Genomic DNA, 19170 nt, shown 5'->3' on the forward strand with positions numbered 1-19170 from the left:
GGCGATCCGGCAATACAGTCTGTAGACATACCGGCGACATCGGGGAGCGGGTGGGCAAGTATTATGTTTTTTTTGGAAAAAAAACCTACCAATTGTTTGGATAACACGGGGATGCTGATTAAACTCGTGGAGGAAAACCATGGGATACACCCAGTTGAAACCAAGATATAAATGATGATCCGAATGCTGGAAAAATTACTGTTCCCGACCGATAGTGATACCGAAACGGTGCGTGCGTATCTTCGCCTGCTCGGCGTACCCGTTACCAAAACGGCGGTAAAAGCCGCCTTAGGGGAGCATCCGGATTCGCCGAGTCTACTTTCGGTCAGCGATGCGCTTAGCGGTTTCGGTGTGGAAAATGTCGCCGCGAAGGTCAATGTAGAACAGCTTGGCCAGATCGAGGTTCCGTTCATGGCCCGGATGAAATCCGGCGACGGACTATCGCTGACCATAGTGAAACGATTTGATGGTGATACAGTTATTCACCTGCCGCCGGGGCAACACCGGTGGGTAACTTCCAGTACCGAGACATTCCAGAAAACAATCGAAGGCATCGTGTTGGTGGGCGAAGCTGGTGAGGGAGCTGGGCAACGGGACTACGCAGCTGCTCTTGCTACGGAAAAGCGGCAACAGACCCATATCATTTTAGGACTGCTGACGCTTCCCGCATTGGCTGCGATAGCCATCGTACTGGCTTTGTTCCAAGACGGGTGGGCAGTCCTTGTCGCATCGTTGTACATACTACTCGCCCTCGTGGGTTCTGCTGTTTGTGTTTTGTTGCTTTGGTACGAGGTGGATCGTCATAATCCAGCTTTGAAACAAGTATGTTCAGGTAAAAAAAACGTGGATTGCGCCGCCATCCTCCAATCCGGGGCGTCTAGCCTATTCGGTGTCAGCTGGAGCCTCATCGGGTTCAGTTATTTTACAGGTGCCTCGCTGGCCCTATTGGCCGGAGGCATTGCCAATCCACAGATATACTTGCCATTGTCTGCCTTGAGTTTGTCCGCAATCCCTTATATCATATTTTCCCTGTACTACCAATGGCGCGTGGCCAAACAATGGTGCGTGCTTTGCCTTTTGGTACAGGGTATCCTCGTTGTACAAGCGATGCTAGTGATGGCTGACGGGCGGCTGTTCACTACCGATATTGGATTTTCAACTGCGGCCGCACTAACATTAGCCACATGCTTTGCCCTTCCATTCCTTGCGGGCTTGCTGATTGTTCCCGCCTTTAAAAAAGCGAAAGAGGGTGAGAACCACCGAATGGGTTTGGCCAGACTGAAACATAGTCCACAGATTTTCCAAGCGCTGTTGGGGAAGCAACGGGCAGTCACCGAATCCACCGACGGGCTGGGTATCAGGCTCGGGAACCCGAATGCCAAACACCGAATTATCAAGGTGTGCAACCCGTATTGCGGCCCGTGTGCCAAGGCCCATCCCGCCATTGAGGAGATATTGTGTCATAATCCGAATGTGCAGGTACAAATTATTTTTACCGCTTCAGACGATGTACAGGATGGAAAAGCCTCACCAGTAAAGCATCTGCTGGCCATAGCCGAAAAGGGTGATGAGCAGTTCACAAAGCAGGCTTTAGGGGATTGGTACAATGCACCCAAAAAAGAAAATGGAGACTTTGTTTCCAAATACCCGATGAATGGAGAAATTGAAAAGCAAGGACATAAATTGACAGCCATGCGGGAGTGGTGCAACGGAATGGAAATTTCCTTTACGCCTACTTTCTTTGTGAATGGGTATCAGCTGCCAGATATGTATAACTTAAATGACTTAAAATATTTTTTGAGATCATAATAAAGAAAGGAGGGCAAGCAATTGACAAAGTAAACAAACTATAAAAATATAACCTGCTGCACAGAGTAGAAGGCTGTAGTGATAATTTGTCCATTAAAATGGACTACAAATTAATAGAATTTCAATTCTAAATTGTTTTACGAAAAAATCAAAATAATGAAAAAATTAAAATTAGATTTAAAGAATGTACAGGAAATCCTAACAAGGGAGCAGATGAAACATATCGTTGGAGGGGCTGGGAGTTGTGCAATTTATTTTTACTCTAGCCACGCGAGTGACCCCTGGTATTCAACTGGGCCGTGGAGTTATACTGGTGCGCAGTCTACACACATTAACACGGTAACTGGCTCGATGAAAGTTATTGGGATTTCATTCGTCGAGGTAAATAATATGTTGGAAAACACTGCAGGAGGTACAAGACGATGGTGCTGTGACAACTGTGGATCAGCTTCTTGGTTGGAGTGAAGAAAGGGTGTCCGCGCGTTTAATGTGGGCACCCTTATCTAACTTATTATTCAATACTTCGGTAAATTTTTTCTTGCTTCAAATGCGTTCTATGGCTGATCTTGATTTCCGCATTATATTTTTTTCAATGTCAGCAAAACATCTGAGTTTGATTAAATTATCTGACTACATCACGATAGTTAATTTGTTTTTGAATATCAGTAACTTAAGAAAATTTTCACTACACCACATTTTTAAAATTCATCCGGAAAACTTACCGGAGTATTGATTATTAAATTTCCAATAATGAAAATTTCAAAGTATTTTCAACAATTTTGTGTCTTCGTGTCTTTATTCGCCACAACTAGTATTTGCTGTTGCACGAATGCGTTAAGCGACTCTGTACAGGCCCAAGGGCAGGTTACATTAATTTTTAATAGTTCTCCGACGTTTTCTGACACCATCTTTATAAGTGAGAAAGCAAGTATGTCTGGGGAGGCCTCGATAGCCTTATGGGAAAATTTATCGGCCACGCCTATTAAACCAGTTGCGGGTAAAATAGATACCATTTCAATTCCGATAAACAGTTCCAAGGTAAAATTGCGGCACAGGTACCGCGAGTTATTTTATTCCGATATCGTATTATATCCCCATGATACGCTTGAAGTCACCTATTTGGATGCCAACCCCGTATTCCACATCAGAAACCGGAAAGTAAAAGCGTACGATTTGAAAGTGGACTCTCTATTATATGAGTCGCGTTATGCGAAGCAAAAATTTCCCGCCCTATTATTCTATCAGACTTATCCCATTCTTAAGTATCTGAACCTTAAAGAGGATAGAATGGTAATCGACCAGCAAGAGAAAGAGCATTGGGGGCAACGGGCACTGGAGGAGATGGAGGATGAGATGGCTTTTATAGATAGCCTCAGGAATAGTAAACTGGTCTCACAGGATGTGTATGAAATGAGGAGGGACCGGCTCGTCTTTATGCGGTATGTGATGGACTATGGCCGTCGTCGAATCACTGATAACGATGTCCGGCTTATCATTGACTCTACGAGAAACAGCGGTATAGACATGCCTTATTCCTATTTTCTGGATTTAAGCGAGTTATTTGCGTCCAGGCAGCTGTCTGCTGAAACACCGCTACTTTACGAGACGGTTAAACCGGTTTCAAAAGATAGCGGAAGTTATGCAATGCTGGAGGGATCTGATGTTTTCCCGGCGCGGGTTAAGGAATTGCTCCTGTATAAACAAGTGCGAGGAGCTGCGGAACACTTACCCTTGGAAGATTTTAGAGCTATCTTTCAAAAATTCAGAAATTATACGGCAGACACCATGCTACTCCATTCAATACAGCGTGAGTATTTGCTTGATTTCGATTCGCTTCGTTCGGCCTCAAATTCAGTGATTTTATTACTAGCTGATAAGAAGCAAATAACTTTAGATCAACTTTTGAAGAATAATAAAGGAAAAGTGTTGTATATCGATTTTTGGGCCAGTTGGTGTGTGCCATGTCGACAGGCGATGCCAGCATCTCACAAGTTGAAAAAAACATATAAAGACAAGCCTATTCATTTTATTTATATATCCATTGACGGGAAATTTGATGACTGGGTGCAAGCGTCGAAAGAAGAAGGACTATCGGATGACACGAGTAGTTACCTTTACCTTAATGTAAGAGCCTCCAAGTGGGCCAAACAACTAAATCTTCAAACCATCCCCCGTTATGTCATTTTCAATAAAGAGGGAGAAATATCATATCATAACGCACTTGGACCAAATGAGGCAGGAATAAAAAACATATTGAATAAACATTTTGACTAAAGCAGCATTTATGAGGATTTTTGTTGTTGTGAGAACAATCCGTTTATTCTGCCCTGTAGCATTGGTGTTAGCGGCATGCCTATCCAATGAAAGTAAAAAACATACTATTGCTGCCGAAGGGGAGGTGGCCGGTATCGAAAAAAAACGGGATAGTATTTATGTAAAATTTGACACAACAAGTGCGCCCGAAAACAGGGGAGGCATTTCGTTGTTTCATGCCCACAACAACCAGCGAATCATTGGACAGTTGACAGGTTATAAAGTGTATCCATTTGAATCGAGGAGCGCGTTTATGCTTCTTGCATTCCCGAATGAGGCGATTTACCTTGTTATGTCGGGTGACAGTGTGATTGTAAGTTATGATGATGATTACTATCCAAGGGTTCGTGTATTGGAGGCAGGGCTATTTAAATAAAAATGCTATATACCATCCAGATAGTATATACGAACGACTGAAGCAGAAATATCTTACTCAATAGCTTGACTTTATAGACCGCTTAATATTGAAACTTTTCCCCCACTACCGCCAACAGGACCAGATGGACTGCGGGGCCACCTGCCTACGAATGGTGTGCAAACACTATGGCCGCAATATTGACATCCATCGTCTGCGCAAGCTCTGCCAGATTACCAAAACCGGAGTGAACCTGTTGGGTATCAGTGAAGCGTCCGAGAAAATTGGCCTCCGAACACAGGGGGTGAAGCTCACACTGGAACAGTTGGGTGAGATCCTGCTGCCCTGCATCCTGCACTGGCGGCAGGACCATTTCGTTGTGCTGTACAAGGTGAAAAAGGGGTGCTATTACATCGCCGACCCCGCCAGCGGTAGGCGGAAACTTACCGAAAAGGAATTCACCGATAACTGGTTTGCCCATAAGGAGCTCTACAACGGTGTTTCCTTGGCGCTAAGTCCAACCCCCCAGTTTTATGAAAATGACGAGGGCGACGGGGACAATACCGTGCTGCGTTGGGGCACTGTGCTGCGCTACTTTTACGCCTACCGTAGGCTGTTCGTGCAGCTGGTGCTGGGACTGTTAGTCGGAACCATCCTGCAGCTCATCACCCCCTTCCTCACCCAGTCGGTGGTGGACATCGGAATCAGTACGCGCAACCTCAACTTCATCCACCTCATCCTCATCGCCCAGATCGCCCTGTTCATCGGGCAGACGGGCGTGGAGTTCATCCGTTCGTGGATACTGCTGCACATCAGCACCCGGGTGAATATCTCCATCCTCACCGACCTCCTCATAAAGCTGATGAAGCTGCCGATGAAGTTCTTCGAGACCAAGACCACGGGTGACATCATGCAGCGCATGGCCGACCAGCAGCGCATCGAGGCCTTCCTCACCGGCTCCACGCTCGGAACGATGTTCTCCTTCGTGAACCTGGTCGTCTTCGGCTTCGTGCTGGCGTTCTACCATGCGGGCGTCTTTTTCGTGTTCATGGGAAGCACCGTGCTGTACACCGGCTGGATACTGCTGTTCCTCAGACGCAGGCGCGAGCTGGACCACAAACGCTTCGCGATCTCATCGGACAACCAGACCAACATCGTCGAACTGGTGGGCGCCATGCAGGAGATCAAGCTGAACAACAGCGAAAGGCAGAAGCGCTGGATATGGGAAGGGATACAGGCACGGCTGTTCAAATTCAAGGTCAGGAGCCTGGCACTGTCACAGTACCAGCAGGCCGGTTCCATGGCGGTGAACCAGCTCAAGAACATCTTCATCACGTTCATGAGCGCCAAGGCGGTGATCGATGGCGACCTCACCCTCGGGGGCATGGTGGCCATCCAGTATATCGTGGGCATGGTGAGCAGCCCCATCGAGCAGCTGTTGGGCTTCATCCAGTCCTACCAGGACGCGAAGATCAGCCTCGAACGCATCAACGAGATCTACCGGGAGGAAGATGAGGAGCCGGTGGAACGGGAATGGCTCAGGGAACTCCCACTGGATAAAAGCATATCGCTCCGTGACGTCACCTTCCGGTATCCCGGCGCGGGCAACGATCCCGTGCTCACGGACATCGATTTGGTTTTCCCCAAGGGGAAGACCACCGCCATCGTGGGCATGAGCGGCAGCGGCAAGACGACCATACTGAAACTTATCCTCCGGTTCTATGAACCCGAGGCTGGGGAAATCCGCATCGGCCAGACCAAGCTCAACCAAATCGGTTTCCCTACCTGGCGGGACGCCTGCGGGGTGGTGATGCAGGACGGGTTCATTTTCGCTGACACGATCGAGAACAACATCGCCGTGGGGGATGAGTTCCCCGACCGCAAGAAAGTGGAACAAGCCATCCGCATGGCCAACCTCGGTGAGTTCATCGAGGAACAACCCTTCGGGCTGAAAACGAAAATTGGCACAGCCGGCAAAGGCATCAGCCAGGGGCAACGGCAACGCCTGCTTATCGCTCGGGCGGTGTACAAGGATCCCCATTACATCCTCTTCGACGAGGCCACCAACGCCTTGGACGCCAACAACGAGCGGGTTATCATCGATAACCTGAGGGATTTCCTGAAAAACCGGACAGCCATCATCGTGGCCCACCGGCTGAGCACGGTGAGCCATTCGGACAACATCGTGGTGCTGGACAGGGGGCGTGTGGTGGAACAGGGCACCCACCGGGAACTGACGGCGAAGCGGGGCGATTATTACCATTTGGTCAAAAACCAGCTGGAATTGGGGAATTGATAGATAGATATGAGACGTGAGATTTGAGACATTAGACCATGGACGTGAAAGATAAAGAACCGGATACCTTACCCGCCGATCGGCGGGAAGTCCACACGGAGGACATCCAAGACATCATCGGCACGCCGCCGCATGGGTTGCTCCGCTGGGGCATCACATGGGTGCTGGTGGTACTGTTGGGCATCGTGGCGCTGGCGGCATTCATCCGCTATCCCGATATCGTGCGGGCACCGGTACGCATCAACGCAGCGAATGCACCCAAGGCCGTCATCAGCAGGATTTCCGGCAACATCGTGGACATCTTGGTGGAAGAGAACGCTGCCGTGGAGGCAGGCCAGCCGTTGGCATGGATGGAGAGCACGGCCGACCATGGGGAAGTGCTGGAACTATTGGAGAGGCTCCATGGGCTGAGGGACCGGCAGTTCGGGGATGGCTATGGAGAATCCACGGCGGTGGCCCCTCCCATCAACCTGCAACTGGGGGAATTGCAGAATAGCTACCAGGCCTTCTACCAATCCTACCTCACCTACCGGGCGGCGATAGGCGACGGCATCTACCTGAAAAGGCGGGCTTACATCCAGAGGGACATGCAAAACGTCGAACAGCAACGCAAGCAACTGGAATTGCAGCGGGAATTGCAGGAACGTGAGTACACATTGGCCGAAACGGAATTCGAACGGTACAGGGAACTGGCCGAACGGAAGGTCATTTCCCCTTCGGAATACCAGCAGCAGCAGGCCACTTTGCTGGCCAAGCAACACCCCATGCAGCAGACGCAGTCGGCCTTATTGGCCAACGAGGCCAGCCACACGGCCAAGGCAAAGGAGCTGGCCGACCTGGACAACCAGATCGCCGAGGAGAAGTCGAAATTCATGCAGGCGTTGAACAGCCTCATCAGCGAGGCGGAACAGTGGAAAAGCCAGCACGTGCTCACCGCCCGGCAGGCGGGCACGGTGGTGTATGCGGGCATCATCCAGCGGAACCAGCATATCGAAGTGGGACAGGAGGTATTCCATATCAACCCGGGTAGCACCGATTTCTTCGGGGAGGTGAATATCCCCCAATACAACATGGGCAAGGTGGAGGAGGGGCAGGAAGTGTTGGTGAAGCTTAATAGCTTCCCGTTCGAGGAGTACGGGGTACTGAAGGGATCGGTGGGCCGGCTGAGCGGCGTGCCATACCAAGACAGCATCTTCCTTTCGCGGGTGGACCTGCAGCCGATTGCCCCGCATCGGCATATCCGGCTCACTACCGGCATGGTTGGCACGGCCGAGATTGTCACCGAGGATGCCTCCCTGCTGCAGCGGTTGGTGAGGAACATTCGGTTGGTGTTGGGTAGGGATTAAGGTAGGGATAAGCCACGGTTCATCCACCTTTTCCAATTGTGTTGTATGTTTGACACGAACATTTGCATTTACTTCCTGAAAGGAATGTACAATTTGGATCGTAAGATTGCCAAGGCTGGCCTACACGTCCAAGGTGATGTGCGGCTTTGACTAGGTGAACAACAATCCGGATTCTTGGAATACCGGATGGTCCAAGTGAGGCTCTTGGAACCGCAGATAGTCATTTTTCATTTTCAGTGTGAGGCTGCCTGCGTTGATTAGACGATAAAGGCCTTCTTTCACGTATAGCGGCCTAAGTATGGGTGAAAACCGGCAGCGTTCTTCCGCGGTGCGGTATATGTCGAGCGCTGTCCTCCCACAGCGGAAATACCCCAATTTGAACAGCCTATCCAAAGTCTGCTGGATCCGCAGTCGAATTTCAGCCATTTCCGCAATGTTAATGCGTCTTTTCTGCTCATGGAATTTTATGCTTTTTTGGCCTTTTTTTATGGTCCAGGGGATGGTTATGGCAAAGCAGATCTGTTTGGGTTCCTCCACTCGCCTTACGCGGACAATCCGCTTCTCAAAAAGCCCAAAGTCGTCTTCATTCAGTTCGAGTTGCTTCGGCATTGAGCCACTAAAAATACCGGATAATACCCCTAAATCGTCGGCAGTCAATCGAGATGCGCTGGATATGACTTCGTAGTCAGAAAAATAAAAAGGAGGTTTACTCATCAAAAAAGAAACTTCTTCCGAGGTGTACTGATAGGCTATCCGGAAATCCACATACTTGTACCATTGTTTAAAATCGCTTTGGTCAAGCATTCCGGCGTAGGATGTGATTTTAGGTTCCATAACATCGGTTAGTTAGCTTATTTTTAATCAAATAATCGCAGCAAATCGTCTTTGTTCAAGGCTTTCAATACACTGCCATCCGTTTGGATGAGCGAATCCGCGAGTTCTTTCTTGCTGGCTTGCATATTGAGGATTTTCTCTTCGATGCTGTCTTTGCAAATCATCCGATACGCCATTACATGCTTATCCTGCCCGATACGGTAGCATCGATCGATGGCTTGCGCCTCGGCAGCGGGATTCCACCAAGGGTCGAGGATGTACACATAATCTGCTGCCGTAAGGTTTAGGCCTGTGCCACCGGCTTTGAGGCTTATCAGGAATACCCGGCAGGTTTCGTCGTTTTGGAACCTTGCCACCTCCGCTTGGCGTTGATCGCCCGGCACTTTCCCATCCAGATAAGCGTAGGAGATACCTAATCCTTCCAGTTCGGTTTTCATCAGCGCTAACATGGCGGTGAACGATGAAAACACCAACAGTTTATGCCCCTGTGTCTTTTCGAGAATATGCTCCTTCATCTCGTCCAACTTTGCAGACACATTGGGTAAATTTTCACTTTTTATAAGCGAAGGGGAATTGCACACCTGGCGCAGTTTCATCAACCCCTCCAATACAAAAAACTTTGCCTTATCCATCCCTTCACTTACTTTGCCTTCCAGCTCCCCTCGGAAATACCGGCGATAACGTTCATATATTTTCCGTTGCTCCGGCAGCATGTCACAGTAAAGGATCATCTCCGTTTTCTCCGGAAGGTCTTTGGCAACCTGTGCCTTGGTACGCCTTAGCATAAAAGGCGCAATGATCCGTTGCAGGGACTCCTTAGTTTCACTGCTGGCTGTGCCATCGGCTATGCCGGGAAAGTTTTTCTTGAACTGTCCGTATGTGCCCAAGAAGCCCGGGTTAACAAAATCCAGCTGGGCAAAGAGGTCAGCGATACCGTTTTCGATGGGTGTACCAGTCAACGCCAATCGGTAGTCCGATTGGATTGCCTGTGCACATTCAAAGCGCTTGGATAATGGATTCTTGATCGCTTGGGATTCATCCAAGACAAGGTAGCTGAATCGTTGGGTCTGGAGCATTTCGATATCCCAGATTAATGTGCCGTAGGTAGTAAGCACCAGTTGACCCGCCTCGCAATCAAGCTGAGCATCACGATTGGTACCATGATGCACAAGTACCTGTCGATGCGGCGTAAACTTTTGGACTTCCTGCTGCCAATTGAACAAAAGCGAGTTGGGAACAACAATCAACGACGCGGGGGCTTCGGGTGTTTGCTGGTAGTGGTAGTCGAGCAACGTGAGTACCTGTAGCGTCTTACCTAACCCCATATCGTCAGCTAAGATACCTCCCCAACCAAATTCACGCAGAAAGCCCATCCAGCTGAACCCCATTTCCTGGTACGGACGCAGTACCGCCTGTACGGTTTCGGGCTTTGGCAAGGGCTGGATTTTGTCGAGGGACTGGAGTTTCTGACGCTGCTGCTTAATCCGTTCCTTGATCTTAGGCTCGCTGATTTTGCCGGCGAAAGTTCGAATGGTTGTAAAGTGTTTGCTTGAAAGCCTTAACCCTCTTTCTGTAGCCTCCCCAAGTTGAAAAAGTGGAATCCATTTTTTCTGTATGGCTGAAGGTATCTGGCCGACCGATCCGTCCGGAAGATATACGTACCCCCCGGGATTCTTGACCATCGATTTGAGGTGGGCAGGGCTCAGCTGTTGATCCCCGAATTTGATATCGAAGGCGATATCAAACCAGTCGCAATCCCCCTTTATTTGCATATTCCATTCTAGCTGATTCGGATTGAATTCAAACCCTTCCAGCTTGTCAACGCCCGAAACTTCAATACCTTTTTCCTTTAGGGTTTCTATCGCTTCAATGAGCCATTTCCCCTTCTGTACTAACGGGAATGGGATGCGATACTGTCCGCAATCGGTTTGTACAGCAAGTTGGGCATGGAGCGACTGCATCATAGTTTTGAACTTCAGTTCCTTGTCAGCATGCCGGAGATAGACTTTCTCTCGCTTTCCTGCTGACCTGAATATCGGGTTTCCATGCGAAATCAGGTTCACATGGTGGTTGTCGCCATACACAATCGTTGGTTTCAACGTGATGTCATCGCCCTGACGGCTTATGTGCACACAGCTTCGTGATACCGCTAGCGGCTCCTCTACCAGAAAAAAAGATGCATCGCCATCAGTACGTTCCACCGTAATGGGATAATGCTCAACAATTGAATTTAATATTTCTTCCTTAAACTTCTGAAAATCCTCGGGCAAAACGGAAATGCAATAATTAGCACGTGCGAACTGCCTGATAATTTCGGCGTCACGGAGCGAGCGGACAATGGTATAATCATTACCGTTGCCCGTGGAAATGAAAAAGCCTGAAGAATGGGGGAATGAGGTAGGTTTATCCAATACCTCATTGTCGACCTGGATTTTCAAACGAAATTCGACATGCGTTTCTTTATCTGTAAGTACACATGAAATAGCAGGATTTTGGTCTGTCAGTCTGATCTTAAAAGATAGACGGTTTTGAGGACGGGTGATTGCAGGGTTTCTATAAGTCGATTCATAGGCCAGTATATATTCATCCTTCAATAACGGTAATAAAGCGTTCCAATACTTGAAGAGTAAATGATTTTTGTACTCGTGTTCGGATGGTTCATGCCGGGGCTTCTTTTCGCTGACCTCAAACCGGGTCTCCAACACCGATTGCCACGCCATCGATACGTTCACCATTTCCTGGCAAAGGGTATTGATAAGGGTTTGGTTGAACGTGTGCCCGTCCCTCATCTGCCCATTTCCATTAAAAATGAAACTCTTGTCGAATGCGATGAAAGGTCGTTTGATCGAACGCTTTGGGTTTTCGATTGCATAGAACGGGATCAATATGGGTTCCGGGAAACTTATACCATCATCCGGAATACCGTATACCAGTGTTTTTTCGTGTTGGATAGCCTTTTCTTGAAGCACAATTGGATGATGGTTCTCATAAAATCGCTCATTCCCGTTGTAAAACCCAAATAGCCGCCCGAAATTTTCGTGGGCACGAAATCTTATACCATCACGGTTGACGCTGACAAGTAAGATATCTCGTTGTGCTAAAGACAGTTTTTCGATAGCTGGATTGCGGAAGCGCTTAAAATACTGGCTGCCATACCTACTGGTCAACGTATATAACGACACCCAAGCGTGACTGCATATCCCGTCATTTCTCGACTTGCAAGTGCATTTGACGGATAGGTTTTCGCCTCCGATATGACAACTGATGATATGCCAACCTTTAGATGTGGAGGCATTAAAAGACAACGTTTCCGTGCCTACATCGTATCGATCGTTATAGGAATAAAAGTATTCCTTTTTGTATTTGGCAAGTTCATCAGCGGTGACAAAGGTGGCCAAGTATTCGGTCGTCAGCTTAAAAGCCTCCCCATCTTCCCAAGGGATGATAAAAGGATCGGATGCTTTTCGTGTCTTCTTCTGTCCTTGTTGTTCCAGGGATGTGGCTAAAATGGTAGTTTTTTGTTCACTCATAGTAGATAATTAGGTCAGTTTAATGAATATCCTGTCTCTTTACAGTACATTTCCGCTTATCAAGCCTTTCTGTGGCAGCGGAGAGATCGGTTAATTCCTTTTATTAGGAGGAATTTGCCTAAGTTTGTTCATACTACCACAAAGATAGTATTAATATTTTATACTTTAAAGCGTAAAGTAAAATAATTTCATATTTTATGAGCTTATCACACAACGAGCGACTGTTTCAGGTGTTCGAATATCTGAAAGAATCAGGTAAATTAAAGACCTATGTGCAGTTTGGTGAGCTTATTTCGGAAAATAAAGCTGGTGTTAACGATTTGAAGACCGGCCGGAAGAAAGCGACCATTGAGCACTTCTTTAGGCTGAAAAAATCATACCATGAATTGAGCAGTGATTACCTTATTGGGGTTTCCGACGGACTTTTATGCGATGCCGTTGGGGATAAACACGCCGTTTCACCAATAAAAAACAGCCCGAACCCAGACCAACAAGCAGTTATCGACGCGCTTAGGGAAACCGTCGCTTCCAAAAACGAAACTATCCAAGCATTGCGGGCTCTTATCGATAAGCCACGGCCCGCTGGCTAAATCCGTGCTTTATGGGTTATGCAGGCAACGTATCTCGCGTTTTATCGCTGCTTCTTACCCATTGGATTTTTTCCCACGCGGTGTGAGGTCTCACTCCAGTTCCGTTCGCTTTTGATAACCATGGGTCAAGTTTGGATCGAAATCCCTTTTTGCCATATGGCAAGTGCTTTCATTTTGAAGTTCCTGACTTTTGCATAGTTATTCATCAAAAGAGAAAGAAATGAAAATATTTGTTACTGGGGGTTCTGGTTTTGTAGGAGAAAACATCATTCCTGATTTAATTAACGAAGGACATGAAGTTTATGCCCTGGCGAGGAGTTCAGGTTCAGCCGAAAAAGTAACGGGTTTAGGTGCCATCCCGGTAAGGGATGATCTGACTTCTTTATCCAAGAATACGGAGCAGGCTCTTCGCAATTGTGAGCTTGTATTTCATTCGGCAGTTTTTATGAATTTCTCGTACAATCCTAAACCGTTTTATAGCATTAATGTAGATGCCACAAAGCAATTACTGTCAATGGCACAAAAGGTAGGGGTTAGGAAATTTATTTTTTTAAGCGCTGCACCCGTAGTACCGGGTTCGCCATTAGTTAACCTTACAGAAGATCAGGCGGAAAAAGGACTCCCCAGGGATTTATACCCCAAAACCAAGGCTATTGCGGAAAAAGCTGTTCTAGAAGCGAATTCTGATAATTTCCAAACGATTGCTCTGAGACCTCCGTTGATTTGGGGGCCTTATAACCACCACTATGAGCAGGTATTTAAAAGAATTAAAGATGGAAAATGGAGATGGGTAGGCGGAGGTCATCAAATATTGTCAACCATACACATTAAAAATCTTTCGCAGGCTCTGTTTGCGGCAATACGTTCAGATATAGGCGGGGAAGCCTTTTTTATCACAGATGGTGATAGAAGGTCTTGGCGTAAAACATTAACTGAAATCGCACAAGCCTATGGCTTGGATCCTGGAGAAAAAGAAATGCCGCGTTGGGTTGCAGTCATTATGGCGCGTATATTTGGAAGCATTTGGAAGACTTTCAGATTGAGTACAATTCCACCCGTTTCACCCCCATTGATTCGATTGATGGCCACGGAGTTTTCAGTTTCAGATCAAAAAGCAAGAAGAGAACTCGGCTACAAAAACGTAATTACATTTGAGGAAGGAATTAGCGCGCTTAAAAAATAAAAGTAGTCTAGTCTTTTATGTTTAACTAAAAGCTTCTGTACATGGTAGGCTTAAGGACGCTTTTTAATGACTACCCCTGTTCTATGCTAAATCAATCTCCTGTACCAGATATACATCCTGAATCGCTTGTAGAAGATAGGCACAATGGTTATTTCAGTTTTCACCGATGCCCGCAATGTCGGCACTGATTGATCTTCAGTGGGCCATCCCTGTTTAGGGTACGCCAGTTCAGAGGTGAAAGCACTAATTACCAAGATCAAGAAAATTCGGAATCATAGCCATCAGCAAATCTGTTTTTTGTGTTAATGCCGTATGCATGACTCCTGGCAATATGGCAAGCTGTGAGGCAGGCATTGATAGCTCACCTAAGCTGCCGCCACCGAGTAATTTATACAACGCAAGGGTATGCTCAGGCAGCACGATATCCGCATCGCCAGCGATAATCAACGCGGGAACCTTAATCATTCTGATTTCATCCTCCGACCAATCCTGCACTTCCTGTTCAAATGCCCTTACTTTTGCCAGTTGCTTCGACCAGTCTTCGGGCCTTGGGGCTGTGCTCAGGTATTCAGCCTCATATGGAGATCCTTTCAAGGCTTGTTCCATGAATTCCGGACTGAAGAGGGTCTTGAGATCTGGGTGCCGCCCGCTGCTCCTGTAGCTAACGGATGCCAGTATCAGTTTTCTGACCATGGCGGGTCTACGGATAGCTACTTGCAACGCGACTCCAGCACCCGTACTATACCCGAAAATATCTGTTTGCGGTATATGTAAAACACGGAGTAATTCAATAACATCATCTGCAAGTTGCTCATAAGAGAGTGGGCGCTCGGGGATATCCGCTGTGTGGCCATATCCCTGAAATTCGGCTGCGATAACCTGTCTTTCCGTTGCGAGCAGTGGGATTAACTTCCCGAATGCCGTGCCGATTCCCGAAAGCGCTCCGGGCAGGAGGAGCAGTGGTTTCCCGGTACCATATACTTCATAATACATTTTCAGTCCATTGACATCGGCATAGTTTCCATTTGTTTTCATCATCGTTTTCTTTTGTGTTTATGTAATCACAAAGGTCGAAACGACCGGGCAAACAAATCTTGGTCTACGCCAACATCAAAATTTAACGTTGTTGAACAGCTTACTGAAGTTAGTGGGATCTATGCCTAAATAAGAGGCGATGTATTTATGGGGTACAAGCTGAAGCAGATGCGGACTTTTCCGGCAAAACTTTTTGTACCGTTCTTCAATGGTCATTGCACGCAGTTCGATATGCAGATCAATCATGCCGGCAAACATGGCTTCGGTCATCCGTCTGAAGAGCCTTTCCATTTGCTGTGATTGGTCGACCAGGTTTTGCAAATCGTCATGCGTGATGTATTCCAATTCGCTATCTGTCAAACAAACCAAATGGTATTTCGAAGGTACCTGAAATGAAAACGATTCTGCGATGGCACACAGATAGGGGAAATAGGTAAAGGCAAGCGTATAGATTTTGTCGCCGGTCTCAAAGTAAGCCATCTGGACACCGCTTTTTACAAAGTAAAGTTTCCGTTGGATCTGTCCGGGCACGGTAATGAACTCTCCTTTCTTGAACGACCTGGCTTTAAGGCAATCAGTCAATAAATGATAGTCCGTTAGGCTGATGTTGTGGAATTGTTTGAAAAATTGATAGCGCTCCATAAAATCAAACTCAGTTTTCTCCAATATATAAAACTTTGCTGACATGGGTGAGTGATCAGCAATATGAGAAAGCTAATTGTCACAGTGCATATGTCACTCGATGGCTACATCGCAGGGCCAAACGGCGAAGGGGACTGGCTCACGGCAGGGGAGGAAGTCTGGAAACACATGTTCAACCATCTTGAAGACGTAGATACCGTGGTGGTAGGGCGCAATATGTACCCCGAATATGCCGACTACTGGCGGTCGGTACTGACCGATCCGAATGCCGATCCAAATGAACGGAAATACGCACAATGGGCGGAACGCACCCCTCACATCGTGTTCTCGAAGACCTTGCAATCGGCCGACTGGGCGAATACGCGCATCGCACGCGAGCCCAGCACGGAAGTGGCCTCACTGAAGCAGCAGCCCGGCAAACACATGGTCGTGTGGGGCGCTGGCGAGTTTGCATCGGCGTTATTGCGGATGGGGCTTGTAGACGAACTCCGCATTACCGTTGCCCCGGTGCTGCTAGGCGGCGGATTGTCGTTATTCCAAAAGATTGAAAGGACGAAACTGGTACCCATTGATGTACGTCCTTTGGCAAACGGCGCGGTCATTCTTCGCTACGTGGTGAACGCCACCTAGTCTGCTATGCTAATCGTTGACGACCTTATCCGGAATTGTGCTTAGCTGTTCTTGTCTTTTACTTCGCAAATTTCTTGGTGCCTGCTACGCATAGGATTACGCCAACCGTAACGGCTAGCATACCCATGCTTACTTCTTCGTGAAGTAATGAAGCGGCTAATGCCAAACCGAAAAACGGTTGTAACAACTGTAATTGCCCTACGGTTGCAGTACCACCCTGTGCCAACCCGCGATACCAAAAAATGAAACCAACAAACATACTGAACAGCGATACATAAGCCAAGCTAATCCAAGCCCCGTTGCTGATGCCCTCAAACGATAATGGCATATAGATCAAGGTAAGCGGCAACATTACGGGTAGAGAAAGTATCAATGCCCAAGAGATGACCTGCCAACCGCCCATTGTTTTTGAAAGTTTTGCGCCCTCTGCATAACCCAATCCGCAAAGAATGATTGCCGCAAGCATCAGGATATCGCCAATGGGCGAGGTCGTAAGCCCTTGTGCTGCTGCATAACCTACCACCAAAAGACTACCTAAAATTGAGAAAAGCCAAAATATAGGTCGTGGACGCTCGCCTCCGCGAATGATACCAAAGACAGCCGTAGCAACAGGCAATATGCCCACGAAGACAATGGAATGAGCCGAAGTAACATACTGCAACGCCAACGCACTTAATAACGGAAAGCCTACCACCACCCCAAGAGCAACAATAGCCAAGGGTGAAAGCTGTTTTCGCGTGGGGCGTTTTTCCTTAAAAACCAATAAAGCAACAAGGGCTAGTAGTCCGGCAATGGAAGCGCGTGCAACGGTTAGGAACACCGGGTCGAATTCTAAAACCGCTATCCTTGTAGCAGGTAACGACCCGCTAAACAATACCACACCGATAAAGCCATTGAACCAACCCTGTGCTGTGCTTTCTTTTACGTTTCTGATGATGATTTCTGCCATTATATCCTATTGTGGGAGCAAAATTCGGCAACTGGAATGGATAAACACAGTCACAGTTTTTGGTAATTTGATGGACACAGTTAACTTTGCACGATGAAGAACGGTTTTCTATACCAGGAGATAGCGGGCAACATTGCCAATAAAATCAAAACCGGTGTTTTGAAAGCAGGGCAACGTCTGCCCTCCGTGAGAATGTTGAGCAAAGAACACGGAACAAGTGTAAATACGGCAAAAAGGGTTTACCTGGAATTGGAAGCCCAATCACTTGTGCAATCAAAACCCCAGTCGGGTTACTTTGTAAGCCCTCTAAATTACCTGAAACTTCCTTTGCCCGAAGCGAGCCAGCCGCTACCTGTTGCCAAAAATACCGAGCCGAATGAGTTGATAAGCGGCGTTTATTCCACTTTGGGGCGTAATGATTTGACGCTTTTTTCAATCGGTGTCCCTTCCGGTAAACTGTTGCCATTGGCAAAGCTAAAAAAAGAAATTATGCTTGCGACTCGGGAACTGAAAGAGGGCGGAACGGAATATGAACCCCTACAGGGTAATATGAAGCTCCGGAGAATGATAGCCGCCCGTTCATTGTCTTGGGAGGGGCATTTAAAGGAAAGCGATGTGATAACGACCAACGGCTGCATGAACGCTTTGGCACTATGCCTGATGGCATTAACCAAACCTGGAGACACCCTAGCGTTAGAAAGCCCCGGATACCCGGGTATTTTACAGCTTGCCGTAAGTTTGGGCCTGAACGTATTGGAAGTGGCTACACACCCCGTCAGCGGAATCGATATCGACGCGCTGAGAAAACTACTGCCTAACGTAAATGCCTGTCTTTTAGTGCCCAATTTCAATACACCTTTGGGCTATTGTATGCCCGATGAGCACAAAAAAGAGCTAGTAGCCCTGTTAGCAAAATACAATATTCCGCTCATTGAAGATGATACTTACGGGGATATTCACTTTGGCTCGGAACGTCCGAAATGCTGTAAGTCTTTTGATACGGACGGTAACGTTCTGTGGTGCAGCTCGGTGTCGAAAACACTTGCACCCGGTTATCGCGTGGGTTGGGTTGCACCCGGTAAGTACAAAGACCTGATCTTAAAACTAAAATTGGTCCATGCCTTATCTGCTACCACTGTAATCCACGAAGCTGTTGGAAATTTCTTGATGACAGGCAGATATGAAAATCATCTTCGTCATCTTCGTAAAACATTACAGGAAAATTATCAGCGCTATGCGCTTGCCATAGCAGAACATTTTCCCTATGGAACTAAAATAAGTCGACCACAGGGCGGGCTCGCGCTGTGGGTCGAATTTCCGAAAGAAATTGATGCAGCAGAACTGTATAATTATGCCCTTAAAAGACAAATAAGTATTGCTCCGGGCAGGATGTTCAGCCTACAAAACCAATTTCAAAACTGTATGCGACTGTGTATCGGCTTGCAATGGTCTGATGATGTGAGGCTCAAATTAAAACAACTCGGAAATCTGGCTAAGATGCTTCAAAGCTAATGCCCGGTGCGGGCGGCGCGATACGAATATAGCCATAAACGCCAAATACCTCGACATTTAAATCGTTATCTTTGTAAATGTTATTTTACTACGGTTTATCGTCAATAATGCATAAAACGTAGTTACCCAAAAGAGGATTTATGAAG

Annotated in this window: 14 protein-coding genes; 9 read left to right on the forward strand and 5 right to left on the reverse strand. The window is 47.4% G+C overall.

Annotated elements, in window-relative coordinates; all coding sequences use genetic code 11:
• Nucleotides 1-171 precede the first annotated feature (171 nt).
• From NF543_RS23900 to NF543_RS23920, 5 genes are all read left to right on the forward strand, one after another.
• Nucleotides 172-1809, forward strand: coding sequence for a vitamin K epoxide reductase family protein (locus tag NF543_RS23900; protein ID WP_257670667.1), 1638 nt, complete (start codon nucleotides 172-174; stop codon nucleotides 1807-1809).
• A gap of 930 nt (nucleotides 1810-2739) precedes the next feature.
• Nucleotides 2740-4083, forward strand: a complete 1344-nt coding sequence (locus NF543_RS23905) for a TlpA family protein disulfide reductase (RefSeq protein ID WP_257670668.1) — start codon at nucleotides 2740-2742, stop codon at nucleotides 4081-4083.
• 28 nt (nucleotides 4084-4111) lie between these two features.
• Nucleotides 4112-4498, forward strand: a complete 387-nt coding sequence (locus NF543_RS23910; RefSeq protein ID WP_257670669.1) for a hypothetical protein — start codon at nucleotides 4112-4114, stop codon at nucleotides 4496-4498.
• Nucleotides 4499-4586: 88 nt separating this feature from the next.
• Nucleotides 4587-6773: a peptidase domain-containing ABC transporter gene (locus NF543_RS23915; RefSeq protein ID WP_257670670.1), complete on the forward strand. Its 2187-nt coding sequence runs from the start codon at nucleotides 4587-4589 to the stop codon at nucleotides 6771-6773.
• Nucleotides 6774-6811: 38 nt separating this feature from the next.
• Nucleotides 6812-8119, forward strand: coding sequence for an HlyD family secretion protein (locus NF543_RS23920; protein ID WP_257670671.1), 1308 nt, complete (start codon nucleotides 6812-6814; stop codon nucleotides 8117-8119).
• Between the two features lie 150 nt (nucleotides 8120-8269).
• Here NF543_RS23920 and NF543_RS23925 read toward each other — a convergent pair whose 3' ends face one another.
• Nucleotides 8270-8953, reverse strand: coding sequence for a hypothetical protein (locus tag NF543_RS23925; RefSeq protein ID WP_257670672.1), 684 nt, complete (start codon nucleotides 8951-8953; stop codon nucleotides 8270-8272).
• 23 nt (nucleotides 8954-8976) lie between these two features.
• Nucleotides 8977-12483 carry a DEAD/DEAH box helicase gene (locus NF543_RS23930; RefSeq protein WP_257670673.1) on the reverse strand — a complete coding sequence of 1169 codons (3507 nt, stop codon included), beginning with the start codon at nucleotides 12481-12483 and terminating at the stop codon, nucleotides 8977-8979.
• A gap of 197 nt (nucleotides 12484-12680) precedes the next feature.
• Here NF543_RS23930 and NF543_RS23935 point away from each other — a divergent pair, with 197 nt between their 5' ends.
• Complete coding sequence (locus tag NF543_RS23935) at nucleotides 12681-13073, forward strand: hypothetical protein (protein WP_257670674.1); 393 nt, start codon at nucleotides 12681-12683, stop codon at nucleotides 13071-13073.
• Between the two features lie 220 nt (nucleotides 13074-13293).
• Entirely contained in the window at nucleotides 13294-14256 is a 963-nt protein-coding gene (locus tag NF543_RS23940) for an NAD-dependent epimerase/dehydratase family protein (RefSeq protein WP_257670675.1), read from the forward strand.
• A 243-nt stretch (nucleotides 14257-14499) separates the two neighbouring features.
• Here the strand turns inward: NF543_RS23940 and NF543_RS23945 are convergent, their stop codons facing one another.
• Together NF543_RS23945 and NF543_RS23950 are read right to left on the reverse strand one after the other, a co-directional pair.
• Complete coding sequence (locus tag NF543_RS23945) at nucleotides 14500-15294, reverse strand: alpha/beta fold hydrolase (protein WP_257670676.1); 795 nt, start codon at nucleotides 15292-15294, stop codon at nucleotides 14500-14502.
• 72 nt (nucleotides 15295-15366) lie between these two features.
• Nucleotides 15367-15978 carry a Crp/Fnr family transcriptional regulator gene (locus NF543_RS23950; protein WP_257670677.1) on the reverse strand — a complete coding sequence of 204 codons (612 nt, stop codon included), beginning with the start codon at nucleotides 15976-15978 and terminating at the stop codon, nucleotides 15367-15369.
• An 18-nt stretch (nucleotides 15979-15996) separates the two neighbouring features.
• Here NF543_RS23950 and NF543_RS23955 point away from each other — a divergent pair, with 18 nt between their 5' ends.
• Nucleotides 15997-16563, forward strand: coding sequence for a dihydrofolate reductase family protein (locus NF543_RS23955; RefSeq protein WP_257670678.1), 567 nt, complete (start codon nucleotides 15997-15999; stop codon nucleotides 16561-16563).
• 58 nt (nucleotides 16564-16621) lie between these two features.
• Here the strand turns inward: NF543_RS23955 and NF543_RS23960 are convergent, their stop codons facing one another.
• On the reverse strand, nucleotides 16622-17512 hold the full coding sequence (locus NF543_RS23960; RefSeq protein ID WP_257670679.1) for a DMT family transporter: 891 nt from the start codon (nucleotides 17510-17512) through the stop codon (nucleotides 16622-16624).
• A gap of 93 nt (nucleotides 17513-17605) precedes the next feature.
• Here NF543_RS23960 and NF543_RS23965 point away from each other — a divergent pair, with 93 nt between their 5' ends.
• On the forward strand, nucleotides 17606-19024 hold the full coding sequence (locus tag NF543_RS23965; RefSeq protein ID WP_257670680.1) for an aminotransferase-like domain-containing protein: 1419 nt from the start codon (nucleotides 17606-17608) through the stop codon (nucleotides 19022-19024).
• The last annotated feature ends 146 nt before the right edge of the window (nucleotides 19025-19170 follow it).

The sequence above is a fragment of the Parapedobacter tibetensis genome (genome assembly GCF_024704835.1).
GTDB classification, from domain to species: Bacteria; Bacteroidota; Bacteroidia; order Sphingobacteriales; family Sphingobacteriaceae; genus Parapedobacter; species Parapedobacter tibetensis.

What these genes read in the sequence shown, in the direction of transcription:
- NF543_RS23900 (WP_257670667.1), top strand. Translation starts at nt 172, where the DNA reads ATGATGATCCGAATGCTGGAAAAATTACTGTTCCCGACCGATAGTGAT.
- NF543_RS23960 (WP_257670679.1), bottom strand. Translation starts at nt 17,512, where the DNA reads ATGGCAGAAATCATCATCAGAAACGTAAAAGAAAGCACAGCACAGGGT.
- NF543_RS23940 (WP_257670675.1), top strand. Translation starts at nt 13,294, where the DNA reads ATGAAAATATTTGTTACTGGGGGTTCTGGTTTTGTAGGAGAAAACATC.
- NF543_RS23925 (WP_257670672.1), bottom strand. Translation starts at nt 8,953, where the DNA reads ATGGAACCTAAAATCACATCCTACGCCGGAATGCTTGACCAAAGCGAT.
- NF543_RS23965 (WP_257670680.1), top strand. Translation starts at nt 17,606, where the DNA reads ATGAAGAACGGTTTTCTATACCAGGAGATAGCGGGCAACATTGCCAAT.
- NF543_RS23945 (WP_257670676.1), bottom strand. Translation starts at nt 15,294, where the DNA reads ATGATGAAAACAAATGGAAACTATGCCGATGTCAATGGACTGAAAATG.
- NF543_RS23920 (WP_257670671.1), top strand. Translation starts at nt 6,812, where the DNA reads ATGGACGTGAAAGATAAAGAACCGGATACCTTACCCGCCGATCGGCGG.
- NF543_RS23955 (WP_257670678.1), top strand. Translation starts at nt 15,997, where the DNA reads ATGAGAAAGCTAATTGTCACAGTGCATATGTCACTCGATGGCTACATC.
- NF543_RS23950 (WP_257670677.1), bottom strand. Translation starts at nt 15,978, where the DNA reads ATGTCAGCAAAGTTTTATATATTGGAGAAAACTGAGTTTGATTTTATG.
- NF543_RS23935 (WP_257670674.1), top strand. Translation starts at nt 12,681, where the DNA reads ATGAGCTTATCACACAACGAGCGACTGTTTCAGGTGTTCGAATATCTG.
- NF543_RS23905 (WP_257670668.1), top strand. Translation starts at nt 2,740, where the DNA reads ATGTCTGGGGAGGCCTCGATAGCCTTATGGGAAAATTTATCGGCCACG.
- NF543_RS23930 (WP_257670673.1), bottom strand. Translation starts at nt 12,483, where the DNA reads ATGAGTGAACAAAAAACTACCATTTTAGCCACATCCCTGGAACAACAA.